Raw genomic sequence first — 16,112 nt, forward strand, 5'->3', positions numbered from 1 at the left:
AGGATAAAAATTTATTAAGAAAATGAGCCACTTTGAGTGGTTCATTTGTTACCTTTTACCTACAACCTTTGCCACAATCCTTCAACATTCATATTATCTACTTTAATAGTGGGATAATCCGCGAAAGTCAATTTGTAGCCGCCTTCTGTATTGGGATTAATCTGACAACGTGCCCCCAGCGGAAAGCTGTGTTTTTTACTGATATGTCCAAAACTCATACCATTATAGATAGGCAGTCCGGTTAGCTTATGAAGCTGTCGAATAACAGTTGCCACATCATAACGTGCGTCATAGCTGTCTTCGCCTGCTCCCGATAATGCGCCAAATACGATGGCTTGTTGACGCTTGAACACGCCAGCTAAATACAAGTCATACAGCATGCGCTCAATCCGATAAGGCTGCTCGCCAACATCTTCTAAGAACACGATACCGCCATCAATACGCGGCAGATAGTCACTACCCGCCAGCGCTGATACTACGCTAAGATTACCACCCCAAATCGTTCCGGTCAGTGTTTGGCTGTCATTACTCGCAAGAATGGTCGGTAACTTCTGACTGGTCAATACTGCGCTTTGCACATCAATAGTTAAATTAGGATTACTTAGTGCTTCTGCAAACTGGCGGCAACTGACTTGATCCGGTTTGGTTTTGCCAAACTCGCTATAGAGCATCGGGGCGGCAAGCGAACTCATGCCCCCTTGCGCCAGTAACGCACACTGTATAGCGGTAACATCGCTAAAACCTGCGAGTATCGTACCGCGCTCCTGCATAATTCGCCCCAGCGTTTGCCAATCTATCATGGGCAATAAACGTACCGCACCGTAACCACCACGCACGCCAAGCAGTAGTTTGGGGGCAGCTATAGCACCCGTCGCAATATTCTGTAGATCACTAGCTCGCTGCGAATCTGTACCGGCAAAGCGCAAATATTGCCGACTGACGATGGTAGGATTAGCGACCTTAAAGCCTGCACATGCCATACGATCTAATGCCAACTCGTTACGCGTATTATTATTACCTACATTGGAGCTGGCAAAAAGCCGTGTCTCAATACTGGGCACTATACAATTTGCTTGTGGCGATAGCGTCTGTGACCCTTCCTGCGATAATGGACTGTCAGTAACCAATGACGTTGGCCAATCATCTTTGGTCAGCTGCGTGTTTTTATCTTGATCAATAGTGGTATCGGCTAACGACTGAGTAATACTTTGAGCCGCCAGAAGGCCCGCACCAGCATTCACCCCTACTCGGCGTAAAAACTGTCGTCGATTGAGCCCAGTAGCTGTTTTAGACTCTTTTTTTATATTTTTTTGTTTGTCTTTTGATGGTTGTTGTAGAGCTGGTATCGTTGAGCGCATATCTTGTTATTACCTTTAAGTTTCAACTTAATTTGATTTTAGATAATTTTTTATTTTTGAGTATTTTTAAGTGCTTTTGGGTATTTTTGAGCCAAACTTTATTTTGGATAGCTTTTATTTTGGACAGCTGTCTGCTTTAAAAGACCGTATTGTAGCGTATTTAATAGCACCCAAAGTTGCCTAACCTTTGCCCTTATTTGCCTTTTCGCTACGATGGAAAATTAAGGCTGCTACCTGCCGCTACCCATGCACAACAAATTGCTAACCAAGCTATTTGGTACTTGCCGTTGCGCTTGCTATAGTATGAGCTTACACAATTAACATAAGTATTTATTTTTAATGTGAATAATAAATTAACAATACCAACTAATCGTACTAATTAATAATAAAAGGAATAATCAGAATGAGCGATAGAAAGCAGAATGACAGTAACCTCAGTAACAAGATGCCACATAAGGATGAAAAAGCAGAGCTGGCCAACGACGAAAAAAATGAAAAACTATTAGATGCTGATCTCGAATACATCATCGAAGAAGAGGAAAAGCTGAAAGAAAAACTAAAAGAGAGTACTCAACTTGAGCGCTTTACCACCGATGTCGTGCTGTTTTTGAGTCTAGTCAAAGACTACTCTCAAGGAAATTATCGTAAGGTGCCTTATAAGACCATCTCAGCAGTGGTGGTCGGTTTACTCTATATCCTGAATCCTATTGATATCATTCCAGACTTTATCCCCGTGGTTGGCTATATTGATGACGCCTTAATTATTGCTTTCTGTTTAAAAATGGTCGAAAAAGACCTGAAAAAATATGAGACGTGGAAAAAGCGCCAATCGTCTGCCAAGACGTCTGATAAACTAAAGAAAAAAGCCTAACTATTTTTGGTTATGACATTACGGTGGTTACAATTTTAAGAAAAGATCTGTCGTAAAGCGCGTAACTAATATCTTAAACCACTTGTTACAATGCTATATTAATAACAAATAAAATAGATACACACATACATAGTTTCGTATAACTGGCAGAAATTTTTCTAACTTTCTGTGTGACTGCGTCACTCCAGAGGCTTCGAAATTTTCTCCCAGCCATACTGTGTTCGTTTTAAAGTGGCTCAACTAGATACCAAGTGTCACTTATTAATCACTACTGTCTAATCGCCGCCTCTAATCAGGCACATCATAGCTCTTTTTTTCTGGATTAAGACCAAATGAATAAACAAAGGTAGCTACGATGCTATTGATAATAATAAATGGTAAATCGAGGCTGATATGACCGAGCGCATAGCGTCCAATCATCCATGAGATGATGAGCATAATAATAAAGAACGCGCCCAAATAGCCTAAAATTGCGGGATGCTTTAGATTGTACGGCTGCTCTGGCGCAGGCTGTTTATTTAATATATAAGTGCGGATTGCCCAACCCGCCGCATAAGAGAAACCGCCTAACACCACATAACTTAAAAAATTCATATTAACTGACCATATATTTACTAAATGACTGACGGCATATTATGCTACGTTACCAACTATAGGCTATTGGTAGCACAAACTAAAAATTATTGATAGCCTGTTATCGCTAGAGACTTTCATTAACGTTATCAATAACAATATTGGCATGAGGATTGGCCAAAATATCGGTATTAATCTCATCACAATCTAACCGATAAATAGTGTTTGCGCCTTTATAAATATAAGCTAAATACTCACTATCCAGCAGTGGATCGATGTTGGCATAGACAGGTTTGACATGGGCCATGACCAGCACCCTATCAGGACGCGCAATGACTGCATCGACATTATCGGGATCAATAGAGAAATATTTGGGTATTTGACTGTTATCGAGCACTTCCAACGACTCAGGATTATCCCAAACGCGTTTGGCACTGGCAGGCTCTTTCATTTGCATCACCCAAGCGCCGTCTTGTTGACTGACTTTTATTTGGGCTGGCTCTTCATTACTAACGGTGTAGCAACCTTCAAACACAGATAAATCCGGTTCAGTAGCGGTGGCATTGTTATCCACCGAAGTAGTACTGGTATCATTACAACCTGTTAAAAATAGTGCACTGCTCGCAGTGATACAGACCGCTACTAAAGTCAGTTTTTTACAAATAACGTCTGAGCGTAAGAACATGATAAGGTCATCCTGCGTTAATGCGTTAAAAGGTTTTTTTAATTGAAGCGCTATTGTTAAATATGTTGTGGCAGCGTCAATACGCTTGGATAAATCCAGATAAATTATGACCAGAATCTTCCATTAGACTTATTTTAACAGAAATTTAAAGAGTTGCTGCTCTGATATGTGGTTTTACTATTTTGTGGATTGCGATTGCCCATATTGCTAACGGATTTGTTATAATCAAGCGCTATTATTATCAGTTAGCAGTAGCCATCAACTGTAGTGCTAGCAGTTACATAGCGCTTACCAACCCCCTCGATGCCATCATACGTTTACCATTTATTAGGCCAATGAGTTTTTATGTCAGACAATTATACGCCATCGCAACCCGTTATTAAAAACCATGCTATTGATCCAATGGCAGCCAAAATAGACGCGACGGTTGCCTATACCGATGGTGCCTGTAAAGGCAATCCGGGCGCTGGCGGCTGGGGTGCTCACCTGATATTTAGCGATGGGCGCGCACAGGATATATATGGCGGTGATAGCGATACGACCAATAATCGCATGGAGCTGATGGGTGCCATTCAAGCGCTAAAACATAGCCCTCGGGAGCTAAAACTTGAAATTTGGACCGATTCAAGCTACGTTAAAAACGGCATTACAGAATGGATTGACAATTGGAAGAAAAAAGGCTGGAAAACGGCCAGCAGAAAACCAGTTGCCAATCAAGATCTATGGCAGCAGTTAGATGAGCTACGCCAAGCGCGAGATGTTGACTGGCATTGGGTCAAAGGTCATGCTGGACACGCTGGTAATGAAAAGGCCGATGAATTGGCAAATCTTGGTGTGACGTCGAATAGTGAGCAAGATGTTGTTAATAAGCAATATGATAAGCAGTCTGCTAGACTTATTGACGATACTGCTAAAAAAAAAGAGCAAATAATGCCTAGTGACAGCCAAATACATGACAGTCGAGTAGCATCTGATGTTGATTGGCTTCTAGATGACCCATTAGGCTTGAATATGATGGATGATGGCCTAGATTTAGATGACGACTTAGATGACGACGTGAATGCTGCTGAGTCAGACGACGGCTTCATTAAACAAACAGCTATTGAGCATAGCAGTGATGAGCATAATACAACTTATGCCACTGACACGCTGACGACTGCCAGTACCGATATAGATACTGATATAGATACTGATATAAGCACCGATGCCATGACCACCGAACCTATGATGAATAGCATGAACACAAACAGCAACGAGCCAACCATGCAGGATAATGCGCCAACTGATTTGCCAAGCTTCGATGGTGATACCAGCCGAGCCAATCCATATTTTAGACCTTTATTACCCAAGCCTATTCATCGTAATGAAGCCAATCGGCAGCTGATCATGGATACTGAGACCACAGGACTCGATCCGCTCAAAGGTGACCGCGTAATTGAAGTGGGTATTGTAGAGATGATCGGTCGTAAATTTACCGGTGAAAAGCTACACGTTTATATCAATCCGCAACGCGGTATGGATGATGTGGTCATCCGTATTCACGGTATCTCCGAGGCGTTCTTAACCGACAAGCCAACCTTTGATAAAATTGCCAAACCCTTATATGAGTTTATGGATGGGGCAGAAATCATTGCTCACAATGCCTCATTTGATATCAGTTTTTTGTCCATGGAGTTTAATAAGGTTGGCCTAACAGACTTTGCGCAGCGGGTAAAAGTGACCGACTCGCTAGTAATGGCCAAACAGCAATATCCTGGCCAAAAGAATACACTCGATGCACTGGTACGCCGCTTAAATGTCGGCAAGCAAGACCGTACCTTTCATGGAGCGTTATTGGACTCAGAGATTTTAGCTGAAGTTTATCTAGCAATGACCGGTGGACAGGTCACTCTAGCCATTGAAGAAGACACGCAAACAGATGGTGCGCCCACTGCTCATGCTAATTTCACCAATCTAGCTTCTTTATTAGTAGAATCAACCGTAGATGAGGCAACCAATCAAAGCTGGTTTGCGACGTTAGCAGAAGATTACCCTGAAATCCAAGCCAAAATGTCGCAGTGATTGAAGGGATAATAGCTTATACTGATAGGTATATAGCACGCTCTTAATTATAATAATATGAACCATTATTGCCTTAGTAATAAATAATTCTTATAACTAATTCTGGTAACTAACTATCTGATAAACAGCCACCTAACGTTATCAGCAATTGATGGAAAAACAACTATGAACCAGTCTGAGCAAATAAAATTAACGGCCCCAACGCTTAGTACTACTAACTTTGATCTGCCATCGTTACATATATTGCATGAAGAAATTATAGTGACGCTTAAAGACACTGAGGTTCATCTAAGCGAATTTAATGATGACAATGCTCAAGCGCCTTTGTTATTAGATTCTATTAGCGTCCTCGGACAGCTTTCTTGTATTTTTGAGCTGATAACGCTCGCAGGTGGACAAGTATTAAGCACGGCCATCGCTCAGGGTTTACAGCAGCTTTATGACAGTGGTGATAATAACGATACAGCGTTGATTATGGATTTGTCAGAAGCCATTATGACGCTTGATCGCTATGTTGAATTTGTACTCTTGACCGAGACCGTAAAACCGTCGTTATTGCTGCCTATTATTAACAAGCTGCGCGCTCACAGCACAGAGGCGGCTATCGAAGCAGATTATTTTGCTACTTTTGGTAGTAGTAGCGTGGTTATCGCCAACCCAGAACAAAACTTTCAATCGCTCAGTGAGCTTAATCTTGATAGCGACTTTTTGAGCTATGCCTATCGTAGCGGCCTTGAGGTTGCGCTGACCTATCAAGATGGCGCACTCAGCGAAGATGCTCAGCAGAAACTAAATGCTATGAGCGCTGCCTGTGCCTTGATAGGGGCACATACGAGCAGCTTATTTTGGCAAGCAGCAACCGCAGCTGTTACTGATCTTGCCGTTATATTGCCGTTGAACCTTAGTCAAAAACACACGCTTATTTACTTAGAGCAACAGTTTCACAGTTATTTGCCGGTGATGGACAGCCGTTTCGCCGATTTAGTTAGCTTTGCCTGCCAACGTGATAACGAAAAAGCCAATCTGCTGCGTGAGCAATATGCAGACAATAAGCTAGATGAATCACAGCGCGAGCTGATGAAGCGCTTCTTATTCGGTCCTAATCGCTCGCTCACCGACTCTCTAAACGCCATCATTCAGATGCAGATTAATACTATCAAAGAAAATGTCGATCACTATGCGCGCGGAGATACGCTAAGCCCTGCTGCTGCGCAAACCGCTCAAATAACCAATGAACTTATAGAGCTCAGCTCAGCGTTCCGCTTATTAGGGTTATCAGATGCCGCTATGAGCCTCCGTACAGCGGCAGACGAGATAACCAAGTGGCGAACACCCTCTCCTGAAGATTTTGATGGCTTATTATTGGCATTAATGCATGCCGAGAATGCGGCTATCTCCATGGCAAAAATGCATACTCCGGGGGCAGTCTACTTGCCACTGAATAATCCTCGTATTTCATTACACCAGCTCAATACCGCGTATGACACCTTAGTACAAGAAAGCCGTACTGCCATTGCCAGTGCGGAACAGGCCATCAATGATTATATGTCTGAGGCTCAGCGAGATCTGCTCAATATTCAGAATATACCTGAGATGATGCGCCAAGTTGCTGGTGCAGTACGCTTTTTACAATTGCCAACAGCCGCCAGTATGCTCAGTCAATTGGCGACTTATATACAGCAATGTCTCACAGATGATAAACGCATCGATGATCACAGCCTAGCTTATATCGCTGATGTGATGATGGCAGTAGACTATCATTTGGATGGCTTTGAACATAATCGTCCTGTGAGTAAGCAGGCGCTTGATGTGGGTCAGCACAGCTTAAGTCAGCTGCTCGCCGCTTAACCGTTGTGATTGTTTTGATACGGTTACACTCGTTATCTCAAAACAGTGACACCCTTTATTTTAAACAAGTTTATGCTGATTTGGCCTACGCTTGCCTTGAATATTTTGAGTTTGCTATGAGCAGCGCTTTTATACTTAATGACGAGACTGTTCTATGTCGTCGAACGCTTGATGGTTGGTTGCCACTGCAAGTTCAATTATCAGAGTTCGATACCGTAGACGATAGCGAATACCTGCAAGCCTATCAGGTTGGGCGAGTAGAGCTACTGGAAAGTCTAGCACCAAGCCATTGGATCTCTGATGGCTTTATTGATGTTAATGTTATAAGTGCCAGTGCTCCAGCAACCAGCGCTATTACTTATGATTATGCGGTAGCGAATAATATTGCTTTGCCGGTAATTACGGATAGTATTTCAAATAGTAATAATGCCTTTATTACCTATCGACAGCTCATCACTCAGCTACCGGTAGCGCTTTCTGCTCAGCTTAGCCAAGCCATACAATTATTACGCTGGCAAGCAGATACCCAGTTTTGTAGTCGCTGTAGTGCCCCAGTGACCGCGGCCAAACGAGATGAGCGCGCCATGGTTTGTCTGGTCTGTCAACTACGCCAATATCCACGAGTACAGCCCTGTGTGATTACGGCCATTACTCGTCCTAACCCGCAAACGGGTGAGATGCAGATTTTACTGGCGCATCACCATCGTTATGGACAGCAAAGCCTGCCGTTACAATATGGCTTGATTGCTGGCTTTGTAGAAGTAGGTGAGAGTTTAGAGCACGCGGTGGTACGCGAAGTAGCTGAGGAAGTAAATATTAGCTTATCAGATATTCGCTATGTGAGTAGTCAGCCATGGCCGTTTCCCTCTAATCTGATGCTTGGCTTTCGAGCATGTTATGCGAGTGGCGACCTTGTAGTGCAAGAAGATGAGCTATCACACGCCGAATTTTTTGATATCTCAAACTTGCCTAAGATACCTTTTAAAGGCAGCATTGCTTATGAGTTGATAGAGCAAATTGTCCATGAGCAAGGTATGGCGCTTTAGTTTTTATTGTGAATACCTTCATCATTAGCACTTTTATCATTAGTACCTTAATATATCATCACTCTTTTTAAGCCAGTTTTAAGGCCATGAATTAAATGCCCAGTACTATACACGCCCGCTTAGCAAATCTGCCCATATTGTTTGACACATTAGCGCTTGATACTTTGCCCGCTGATATGCAAGAGCAAATTGCGCTTATTGATGCTTGCCTGCCACAAACTCAGTGTGGTCTCTGTGAGCATCCAGACGGCTGTTTGCCTTATGCGGCTGCCATTGTCATCGATGGCGAGCCGTACAATAAATGCGTGCCCGGTGGTCAGCCTGTTACCGATGCTATTGCCCACATTATTAATCCTAATGACGAAAGTGATACCGCCAATAGCACCGAAAATAACATTGCAAATAGGGCTGAGAATCTACTCTCTGCCGCACCTTCAAAGTGGTCAATAGACTCTGTAACTGAGCGTCCTCGTGAAGTCCGTGCCGTTATCCGTGAGGATGATTGTATCGGCTGCACTAAGTGTATTCCCGCGTGTCCGGTTGATGCCATTGTCGGTACGGGCAAGCATATGCATACCATTTTTACCGATTTGTGTACCGGTTGCGAGCTGTGCATAGCGCCCTGCCCGGTTGATTGCATTGATTTGGTCACTATTGAGCGGCCGTTATCAACTTCCGAGCGTGTACAAGAGCAGGATGAGCTGCGTCAGCGTTATCATACCCATCTCAGACGCGTTACCGAGCAGCTTGCTGATAACAGCAATAGCAGACCTGTGGTCAGTATGGTAGAGGCCAAGCTTAATAACGCAGCTACTAAAACGCTTGATATCAGTGAGCAACAAGCAAAAGATACCATCGCCGCCGCTAAGTTACGCAGTAAAATTAAAAAGTTAGAGAAGCAGCTAAGCGTGCGGGCAAATAGCAGCAAACAAGCTGAACTTGAAGCGTTACAATCGCAACTGTCTCAGCTATAGTAACGCTCCCCTGACCCGATGCATAAGTATTATTCCTAAGATAATAGCTGCAAATATATTAATATCCACACCCACTAACAACAGCCAAAACGCCATGAGTAAAACGGTTAAACACAAAACTGCGGATACCCCGCCATCAAGACGCTTGCCCAATCGTGACGTGCGCCCTTTTTTTGAAAAGCTGGCTGCTACGATTGAGGAGCCAGTCACTGAATTAAGTTATCACAGTAACTTTGAGCTACTTATCGCGGTGATTTTATCCGCGCAGGCCACCGATGTGAGTGTGAATATTGCCACTCGCCAGCTGTATCCGGTAGCGAATACCCCTGAGGCGATCTGGGCATTAGGCGAAGACGGACTTAAAGCATATATTAAAAATATCGGCTTATATAATGCCAAAGCCAGAAACGTTATTAAAACTTGCCGCGACTTAATTGATAAATTTGATAGCCAAGTGCCTGATAATCGTCAGGACTTAGAGTCGCTAGCAGGCGTTGGGCGCAAGACCGCTAATGTGGTACTCAATACCGCCTTTGGCCAGCCAACCATGGCGGTCGATACCCATATCTTTCGTGTGGGCAATCGTACAGGGCTGGCTACTGGCAAGAACGTATTAATCGTCGAACAAAAACTGGTGGAACGCATTCCAGAGGATTTTATGCTTGATGCTCATCATTATCTGATTTTGCATGGACGTTATACCTGTCAGGCGCGCACTCCTAAATGCGGCGCTTGTCCCGTGTATGCAGAATGTATGTTTAAAGACAAAGCCGCTTTTTTAGACTTTTAAGTGTGCCAACAAATTTAGCCACTAGCGGCATCATAGGTTTATCATAACAAACGCCTTGTTGAGTATTACTTATAATACAACAAGCGTAGCTCACTAGAGTTTTATGACGTTTCAAGGTAGAATAAGCCTATTTTTCTGTTGTTACTGCGTATCAATTACCATGATAGTAAGGTGATAAACGTATAAATGGTAGTGGCTATGCGTTAACCTTATCTTAATGGTCCTACGCTAAAACTGCCGAAAATCAGTAGCTATTTTTGAGTAAGTTATTAAACAGATCAAGCAAAACTATTTATAAGCAAAACCAGTTAACTACCGAGCAAATAATTGCACGGTCAATATTAATTAAAGCTGCGCTCAGCCGTTATGCTTTTTCCTATCTTTATTGATTCAATTAAGCGATCCCATTATGCGTGAATACAACTTATTTACTTCAGAATCCGTGAGCGAAGGCCACCCTGATAAAATGGCTGACCAAATCTCAGATGCCATACTCGATGCGATATTACGTGAAGACATCAATGCTCGCGTGGCGTGTGAAACGCTAGTCAAAACGGGGGCTGTGGTACTAGCCGGTGAAATCTCAAGCACAGCCAATGTCGACTTTGAACGTATCGTACGTGATACCGTCAATGGTATTGGCTACCATCATTCAGACCTTGGTTTTGATGGTGAAACTTGCGCAGTGATCAATATGCTGGGCAAGCAGTCACCTGAGATTGCTCAAGGCGTTGATCGTGCCAATCCTGAAGAGCAAGGTGCGGGTGACCAAGGGTTGATGTTCGGTTATGCCAGTAATGAAACCGAAGTGCTAATGCCAGCGCCAATCGAATTTGCTCATCGCTTGATGGAGCGTCAATCTGAGCTGCGCCGTGCCGGTGATTTACCTTGGTTACGCCCCGATGCCAAAGCGCAAGTGACATTGAAGTATGACGGCAATCGCCCGACTGCTATTGATGCGGTGGTGCTGTCTACTCAGCATGATCCCAGTATTTCACAAACTGATTTGCAAGAAGCGGTGATGGAGTCCATCATCAAGCATGTATTACCAGCCGACCTCTTGCACGCGGGCACTCGTTACCACATCAACCCAACCGGCAAGTTTGTCATTGGCGGCCCTGTTGGAGATGCGGGACTTACTGGACGTAAAATCATCGTTGATACCTATGGCGGTATGGCGCGTCATGGCGGCGGTGCATTTAGTGGTAAAGATCCTTCTAAGGTTGACCGCAGTGCCGCCTATGCGGTACGCTACGTTGCCAAAAACCTAGTCGCCGCAGGTATTACTGATCGTTGTGAAGTACAAGTTAGTTATGCTATTGGCGTTGCTGAGCCTACTTCTATCTCGGTCAATACCTTTGGTACTAGCAAAATCAGCTCTGATGAAATCATCCGACTGATTCGCAAGCATTTTGATTTACGTCCTTACGGTATCACCCGTATGCTTAATCTATTGCAGCCCATGTATCAGCAAACCGCGTCCTTTGGACATTTTGGTCGCCCAGGCTCGGAGACTGCCTTTACGTGGGAAAAAACTGATAAAGCGGAAATTTTAAAAGCAGATGCTGGGTTATAACGACTCAGCATTACTGATAATAAGCACTAAAGTATTAAAGTCGGACTTCATAGCAGTATAATGCTTGATTAGAAGTCCGGCTTTAATTTTTGCCGATCTGCTTTAAGTTACACTTTTTATATTATTCTTTATATCTTTAAGCGTTACTATTGCTTCGACGAACAATTTTATCAATCCACATTCACATATTTTTAATAAATAGGAGAAGCTTATGTCTCAAGACAATAGTCAAAGCAACACTCAAGACAATGCACAAGACAACCATTTAGACCTCAACGATAGTGCGGCTACTGACGGTAATGCTAACGTTGAAATCACTCCAGAAATGCAGGGGTTTTATCAACGCGCTGATGTCATTATCGGTGTCGCAAATAGTCAATTGGGTGATGAGGCGCATTCAGGACAAGTAGGCGCATCACTACTATATGCAGCGGCACGTTATAGCGCATCGGTCGCCTCCATTGGCTTCGTAAAAGGCGATGATTTTGCTAAAGAAAAAGATGATATCGTTGAATTCTATGTCAAACAATACCGTCAAATGCTCAGTGACAACTTGACTGACTATGCGCAAAACTTTGATAAATATATTAATATAGATAAAGAATCATAATTAACATATCAACTAACATAATAGCCCATCTAATTGATGGGCTATTTTTTTGGGTGAAATATGAGAGGTGAGATATAACCACCCTACTTTTATTGTCTTCTATAACGCTAAAAATACGGTATGATAATCGGTAACTGATTAGAGCTCGAAAATGATTCTAATAACGAATATGACTCCAATAGAAAGCCATTAAATTCATAGATAAGGACATCTTATGATTATTAACCGTTTACCGGTATCGTGGAAATCTTGCCTTTCATTACTTGGATTTACAGTAACGATAACTTTGGCAGGCTGTACTAGTATGGTCAACGTCCCCGCCCCCGATACCAAGCCTATTCACACTCCTAACTCTGCTAGCACCGACAATCCAGTATCAAACGCTAACGGTTTTACTAAATGCCCGCCTTTTAATCCTAAAAATACCATATGCACCATGCAGTACGATCCTGTTTGCGTCAAAGTAACGACTAATTCAGGAACAAGTTCTCGCACTGCAGGTAACGCCTGCTCAGCATGTGGCACTCAGGAGGCGATAGGTTATGTTAAAGACGAATGCTTATAAGTTCGTTCATAACAACGCTAGCTTAAATAGCTGAAATCTCAAGCAGATTTGGTTAACGCTATGTTAAATAGACTAGGTATGTTAAATACCTTGCCTCACATAAAAAAACCCAACTCGCTAATCATAAGATAGAAAGTTGGGTTTTTATTATCAGCACTATACTACCTACTAATTTTTAGCCGTCTTTAAAACATTTACTTATCAGGCTCGCTAATTTTAGGCGGACCCTTTAATAGATGCTCATCACGAAACTCATTGGCTGAGTTATGCTCCGCAGATTCCTCAGTAACAAACCATTGCTGGTTACGATACAGGATCAAACGATCTCGACTAAGTCCCCGTAGTAAGGAGTACATCATCACAACTATCACAATGGCAAAGGGGAAACCTGAGACAATAGACGCCGCTTGCAACGCCCCTAAGCCACCTGCTGCCAATAGTACGGCAGCGATAACGCCTTCCGTACCTGCCCAAAACAGACGCTGAATCTTTGGTGGATTGGTATTACCACCTGAGGTCAACATGTCAATGACAAAACTGGCTGAATCTGATGACGTTACAAACCACAGGACAATCATCACCACAATGAGCAAGTTAACCGCTGAGGTTAGTGGATAAGACTCCATCAGCTTAAAAATGGCACTACCGGTATCTGCTTGAACTGCTTCAATTAGACCAGGACTGACCATACTAGGGTCAGCCGCAGCCATTAGCTCCATATTTACCGCTGAACCACCAAAGGCGGTAAACCATAAGAACAAAATAGTAATAGGAATTAACAACACCCCTAATATGAACTCACGAATGGTACGACCACGAGAAATACGAGCAACAAATACTCCAACGAACGGCGACCAGCTTATCCACCATGCCCAATAGAAAATCGTCCATGACGCCTGCCAATTTTCTTCACCGCTATAAGATTCGGTCCAAAGACCTAATGGCACAATCTGATGTAAATAGTTACCGATGTTTTCTACAAAGCTGTTGAAGATAAACTGGGTAGGCCCTAAGATAATCACAAAGCTTAGTAGCACAATGGTTAAAAAGATATTAATATCACTTAGGCGCTTAATCCCTTTATCAAGCCCCATAAACAGGGATAGCCCTGCCAGCATAGTGATAAAGGCAATCAAAATAATCTGTACGGTAATATTATTGGGAATACCAAATAAAGTCTCAAGGCCTGAGTTAATCTGCAATACCCCAAGACCCAACGTAGTCACTACCCCAAACATCGTACCAAATACCGCCAGCGTATCCACCGTATGGCCCCAACCGCCGTAGATTTTTTTACCTAATATTGGGTATAGTGTCGAGCGAATGGCCAGTGGTAAACCCACTCGGTAGTGAAAATAAGCCAATGACAAAGCGACCATGCCGTAGAGAGCCCATACATGTAGACCATAATGCAGGAACGAGATGTTCATTGCTTGCTTGGCCGCAGCGATCGTTTCAGCCTCTCCTAATGGTGGCGCCATGAAGTGATATAATGGCTCAGCCGTTCCCCAATAGAGCAATCCAATACCGATACCGGCTGAAAACAGCATGCCAATCCAAGATACTAGGTTATACTCCGGCTTCTCGTTCTGATGGCCGAGCCTGATATCACCGTATCGACTAAACATCATGTAAATGCTCATAACTAAAGTTAGGTTGACTACCACAATAAAGAACCAGCCAAAACGCAGAGAAATAAACGCTTTTGCTTGGCCAAACACTTCGCTCGCCAAATCATTAAAAAAGGCGCCAAAGATAATAAATGCGACAATTAGAATTGCCGAAGATAAAAACACAGGTTTGCTTACCCGTGGAAAAGGGCCCAATCGGCCAACTTTCACATGATCCATGTAGTAATCTCAAATTTTTAAGGAGCACACCTTAACAAGATACTTGGCAACTATCAAATTATACCAATCCCAACAATTAAAGTTGTGCCCATACACGAGTAGTCAAAGAGCGAATCCTCTTTGGCTGCTCAAGCAACTTATTCCAAGCAGAGCAAGCTGCATCAACAATAGACTCATAGTCCTCATAACAGCGATTAGACAACTCATTCTGTTTAAGATACTGCCACACGCCCTCAGACGGGTTTAACTCAGGTGAATAAGGCGGCAGTTTAAGCATCGTTACATTAGACTGATTCAAGCTTGGTTGATGCCATAGTGCCCCATCCACAACCGCATGACGATCCTTTGGAACCGCTTTACTAATCTCTTGCATATGCAAGAGCATGGTATGTTTATTAACCCAAGGTAATATCAGTCCCACACTGTCTCCTGTGGCAGGACAAAAGGCACCAAAGATATAGGTTGATAAGAACTGTTGTTGTTTGATGAGCCGAGGTCTTTGTCCGCGGTAATGCCAGACTCGAGTCAGTGATCCTTGTTGTCCTATGCGAGTTTCATCTTGAAACCAGATATCGACTTGTTGACAGTCAATACCTTCAGGTAATATTTCTTTGACACGGGTTATAAAGTTTTTTTAAAAGTTTCTTGTACTTCTTCATCTGCTTTTGGGTGTTGACTACGAGCGCTTATCCAGCTCATACCGATACGCTTTAACATCTCGTAAATACCGTTAACGGTATAGTGAGCGTTATAGTGTTCTTTGGCTATCTGTTGGATGTCTTGACCGGTTAGACGACCGCCAGCTCGCTTTTCTTGCTCAGATACGATCATGGCTTTAAAGGCATCTATGTCGGATTCCGCCAGTTTGCTGTGTCGACCTCGGTGGGGACGGTCATAGATACTGTCAAGTCCCCGTTGAAGATAACTTTTCTTGGTGCGTCTGGCAGTTTCAGGGTGAATGTAGAGGTCTTTGGCAATATCGTTAGTGGCTTTGCCTATGCTATATTGATATAGAATAAGTAGACGTTGGCGAGCTCTGGGGTTACTCTCGGTCTTCGAGAGTTTGCCAAAGCCATGATCTTTTAGGATATATGTTGGTATAGTCATGGTTGAATATATACTATATATTTTGGGTTTGGTATTAGATTAGACACCTTCCAGTTTTGTAATCTATTTAAAAACTAAAAAACCCTAAGACAGCAAGCTATCTTAGGGCACATTACGACAGAAATATTAGATTATCAGCCAAACCTAACTCGCTAGTCATAACATAGGAAGTTGGGTTCTTTGTCAGTAGCAATCGAT

14 protein-coding genes and 1 pseudogene are annotated in these 16,112 nt (G+C 43.1%); 9 read left to right on the top strand and 6 right to left on the bottom strand.

Features of this window, described 5'->3' with window-relative positions; translation table 11 throughout:
* Nucleotides 1–59: 59 nt before the first annotated feature.
* Entirely contained in the window at nucleotides 60–1,358 is a 1,299-nt protein-coding gene (locus tag U1P77_RS06395; protein WP_321156509.1) for an LD-carboxypeptidase, read from the bottom strand.
* 658 nt (nucleotides 1,359–2,016) lie between these two features.
* Here U1P77_RS06395 and U1P77_RS13545 point away from each other — a divergent pair.
* A pseudogene (locus U1P77_RS13545) lies at nucleotides 2,017–2,113 on the top strand (YkvA family protein); the annotation flags it as partial.
* Nucleotides 2,114–2,517: 404 nt separating this feature from the next.
* On the opposite strand, the gene U1P77_RS06405 reads toward U1P77_RS13545, so the two are convergent.
* Nucleotides 2,518–2,823: a hypothetical protein gene (locus U1P77_RS06405; protein ID WP_321156511.1), complete on the bottom strand. Its 306-nt coding sequence runs from the start codon at nucleotides 2,821–2,823 to the stop codon at nucleotides 2,518–2,520.
* 106 nt (nucleotides 2,824–2,929) lie between these two features.
* Complete coding sequence (locus U1P77_RS06410; RefSeq protein ID WP_321156512.1) at nucleotides 2,930–3,487, bottom strand: hypothetical protein; 558 nt, start codon at nucleotides 3,485–3,487, stop codon at nucleotides 2,930–2,932.
* Nucleotides 3,488–3,832: 345 nt separating this feature from the next.
* Between U1P77_RS06410 and dnaQ the strand changes: the two genes are divergently transcribed.
* From dnaQ to U1P77_RS06450, 8 genes are all read left to right on the top strand, one after another.
* Nucleotides 3,833–5,548: a DNA polymerase III subunit epsilon gene (gene dnaQ, locus U1P77_RS06415; RefSeq protein ID WP_321156513.1), complete on the top strand. Its 1,716-nt coding sequence runs from the start codon at nucleotides 3,833–3,835 to the stop codon at nucleotides 5,546–5,548.
* 165 nt (nucleotides 5,549–5,713) lie between these two features.
* A complete protein-coding gene (locus U1P77_RS06420) occupies nucleotides 5,714–7,396 on the top strand; it encodes a hypothetical protein (protein WP_321156514.1) in 1,683 nt (560 codons plus the stop codon).
* A gap of 116 nt (nucleotides 7,397–7,512) precedes the next feature.
* On the top strand, nucleotides 7,513–8,442 hold the full coding sequence (nudC, locus tag U1P77_RS06425) for an NAD(+) diphosphatase (RefSeq protein ID WP_321156515.1): 930 nt from the start codon (nucleotides 7,513–7,515) through the stop codon (nucleotides 8,440–8,442).
* Nucleotides 8,443–8,537: 95 nt separating this feature from the next.
* Entirely contained in the window at nucleotides 8,538–9,416 is an 879-nt protein-coding gene (locus tag U1P77_RS06430; protein ID WP_321156516.1) for an RnfABCDGE type electron transport complex subunit B, read from the top strand.
* Nucleotides 9,417–9,510: 94 nt separating this feature from the next.
* Complete coding sequence (gene nth / locus U1P77_RS06435; protein WP_321156517.1) at nucleotides 9,511–10,206, top strand: endonuclease III; 696 nt, start codon at nucleotides 9,511–9,513, stop codon at nucleotides 10,204–10,206.
* A gap of 409 nt (nucleotides 10,207–10,615) precedes the next feature.
* Nucleotides 10,616–11,782: a methionine adenosyltransferase gene (gene metK / locus U1P77_RS06440; protein ID WP_201555382.1), complete on the top strand. Its 1,167-nt coding sequence runs from the start codon at nucleotides 10,616–10,618 to the stop codon at nucleotides 11,780–11,782.
* A 211-nt stretch (nucleotides 11,783–11,993) separates the two neighbouring features.
* On the top strand, nucleotides 11,994–12,392 hold the full coding sequence (locus tag U1P77_RS06445; RefSeq protein ID WP_414479050.1) for a DUF3144 domain-containing protein: 399 nt from the start codon (nucleotides 11,994–11,996) through the stop codon (nucleotides 12,390–12,392).
* A gap of 214 nt (nucleotides 12,393–12,606) precedes the next feature.
* Entirely contained in the window at nucleotides 12,607–12,957 is a 351-nt protein-coding gene (locus U1P77_RS06450; protein WP_321156518.1) for a hypothetical protein, read from the top strand.
* 194 nt (nucleotides 12,958–13,151) lie between these two features.
* Here the strand turns inward: U1P77_RS06450 and U1P77_RS06455 are convergent, their stop codons facing one another.
* The 3 genes from U1P77_RS06455 to U1P77_RS06465 all read right to left on the bottom strand — a co-directional run bounded on the left by U1P77_RS06455 (nucleotide 13,152) and on the right by U1P77_RS06465 (nucleotide 15,914).
* Nucleotides 13,152–14,807 (bottom strand): BCCT family transporter, encoded by a 1,656-nt coding sequence (locus tag U1P77_RS06455; protein ID WP_321156519.1) that lies wholly within the window; start codon nucleotides 14,805–14,807, stop codon nucleotides 13,152–13,154.
* Between the two features lie 76 nt (nucleotides 14,808–14,883).
* On the bottom strand, nucleotides 14,884–15,432 hold the full coding sequence (locus U1P77_RS06460) for an IS630 family transposase (RefSeq protein ID WP_321156640.1): 549 nt from the start codon (nucleotides 15,430–15,432) through the stop codon (nucleotides 14,884–14,886).
* The gene (locus U1P77_RS06465; protein ID WP_321156520.1) at nucleotides 15,429–15,914 is read right to left on the bottom strand and encodes a winged helix-turn-helix domain-containing protein; all 486 of its coding nucleotides are present in this window, start codon (nucleotides 15,912–15,914) and stop codon (nucleotides 15,429–15,431) included. Before U1P77_RS06465 ends, U1P77_RS06460 begins: the two co-directional genes overlap by 4 nt.
* Between the last annotated feature and the right edge of the window lie 198 nt (nucleotides 15,915–16,112).

The sequence above is a fragment of the Psychrobacter sp. LV10R520-6 genome, assembly GCF_900182925.1.
Taxonomy (GTDB): Bacteria; Pseudomonadota; Gammaproteobacteria; order Pseudomonadales; family Moraxellaceae; genus Psychrobacter.

Bases quoted from the DNA above. Each gene is read 5' to 3' on its own strand.
- U1P77_RS06395 (WP_321156509.1), bottom strand. From the start codon at position 1,358: ATGCGCTCAACGATACCAGCTCTACAACAACCATCAAAAGACAAACAA.
- U1P77_RS06405 (WP_321156511.1), bottom strand. From the start codon at position 2,823: ATGAATTTTTTAAGTTATGTGGTGTTAGGCGGTTTCTCTTATGCGGCG.
- U1P77_RS06410 (WP_321156512.1), bottom strand. From the start codon at position 3,487: ATGTTCTTACGCTCAGACGTTATTTGTAAAAAACTGACTTTAGTAGCG.
- dnaQ (WP_321156513.1), top strand. From the start codon at position 3,833: ATGTCAGACAATTATACGCCATCGCAACCCGTTATTAAAAACCATGCT.
- U1P77_RS06420 (WP_321156514.1), top strand. From the start codon at position 5,714: ATGAACCAGTCTGAGCAAATAAAATTAACGGCCCCAACGCTTAGTACT.
- nudC (WP_321156515.1), top strand. From the start codon at position 7,513: ATGAGCAGCGCTTTTATACTTAATGACGAGACTGTTCTATGTCGTCGA.
- U1P77_RS06430 (WP_321156516.1), top strand. From the start codon at position 8,538: ATGCCCAGTACTATACACGCCCGCTTAGCAAATCTGCCCATATTGTTT.
- nth (WP_321156517.1), top strand. From the start codon at position 9,511: ATGAGTAAAACGGTTAAACACAAAACTGCGGATACCCCGCCATCAAGA.
- metK (WP_201555382.1), top strand. From the start codon at position 10,616: ATGCGTGAATACAACTTATTTACTTCAGAATCCGTGAGCGAAGGCCAC.
- U1P77_RS06445 (WP_414479050.1), top strand. From the start codon at position 11,994: ATGTCTCAAGACAATAGTCAAAGCAACACTCAAGACAATGCACAAGAC.
- U1P77_RS06450 (WP_321156518.1), top strand. From the start codon at position 12,607: ATGATTATTAACCGTTTACCGGTATCGTGGAAATCTTGCCTTTCATTA.
- U1P77_RS06455 (WP_321156519.1), bottom strand. From the start codon at position 14,807: ATGGATCATGTGAAAGTTGGCCGATTGGGCCCTTTTCCACGGGTAAGC.
- U1P77_RS06465 (WP_321156520.1), bottom strand. From the start codon at position 15,914: ATGACTATACCAACATATATCCTAAAAGATCATGGCTTTGGCAAACTC.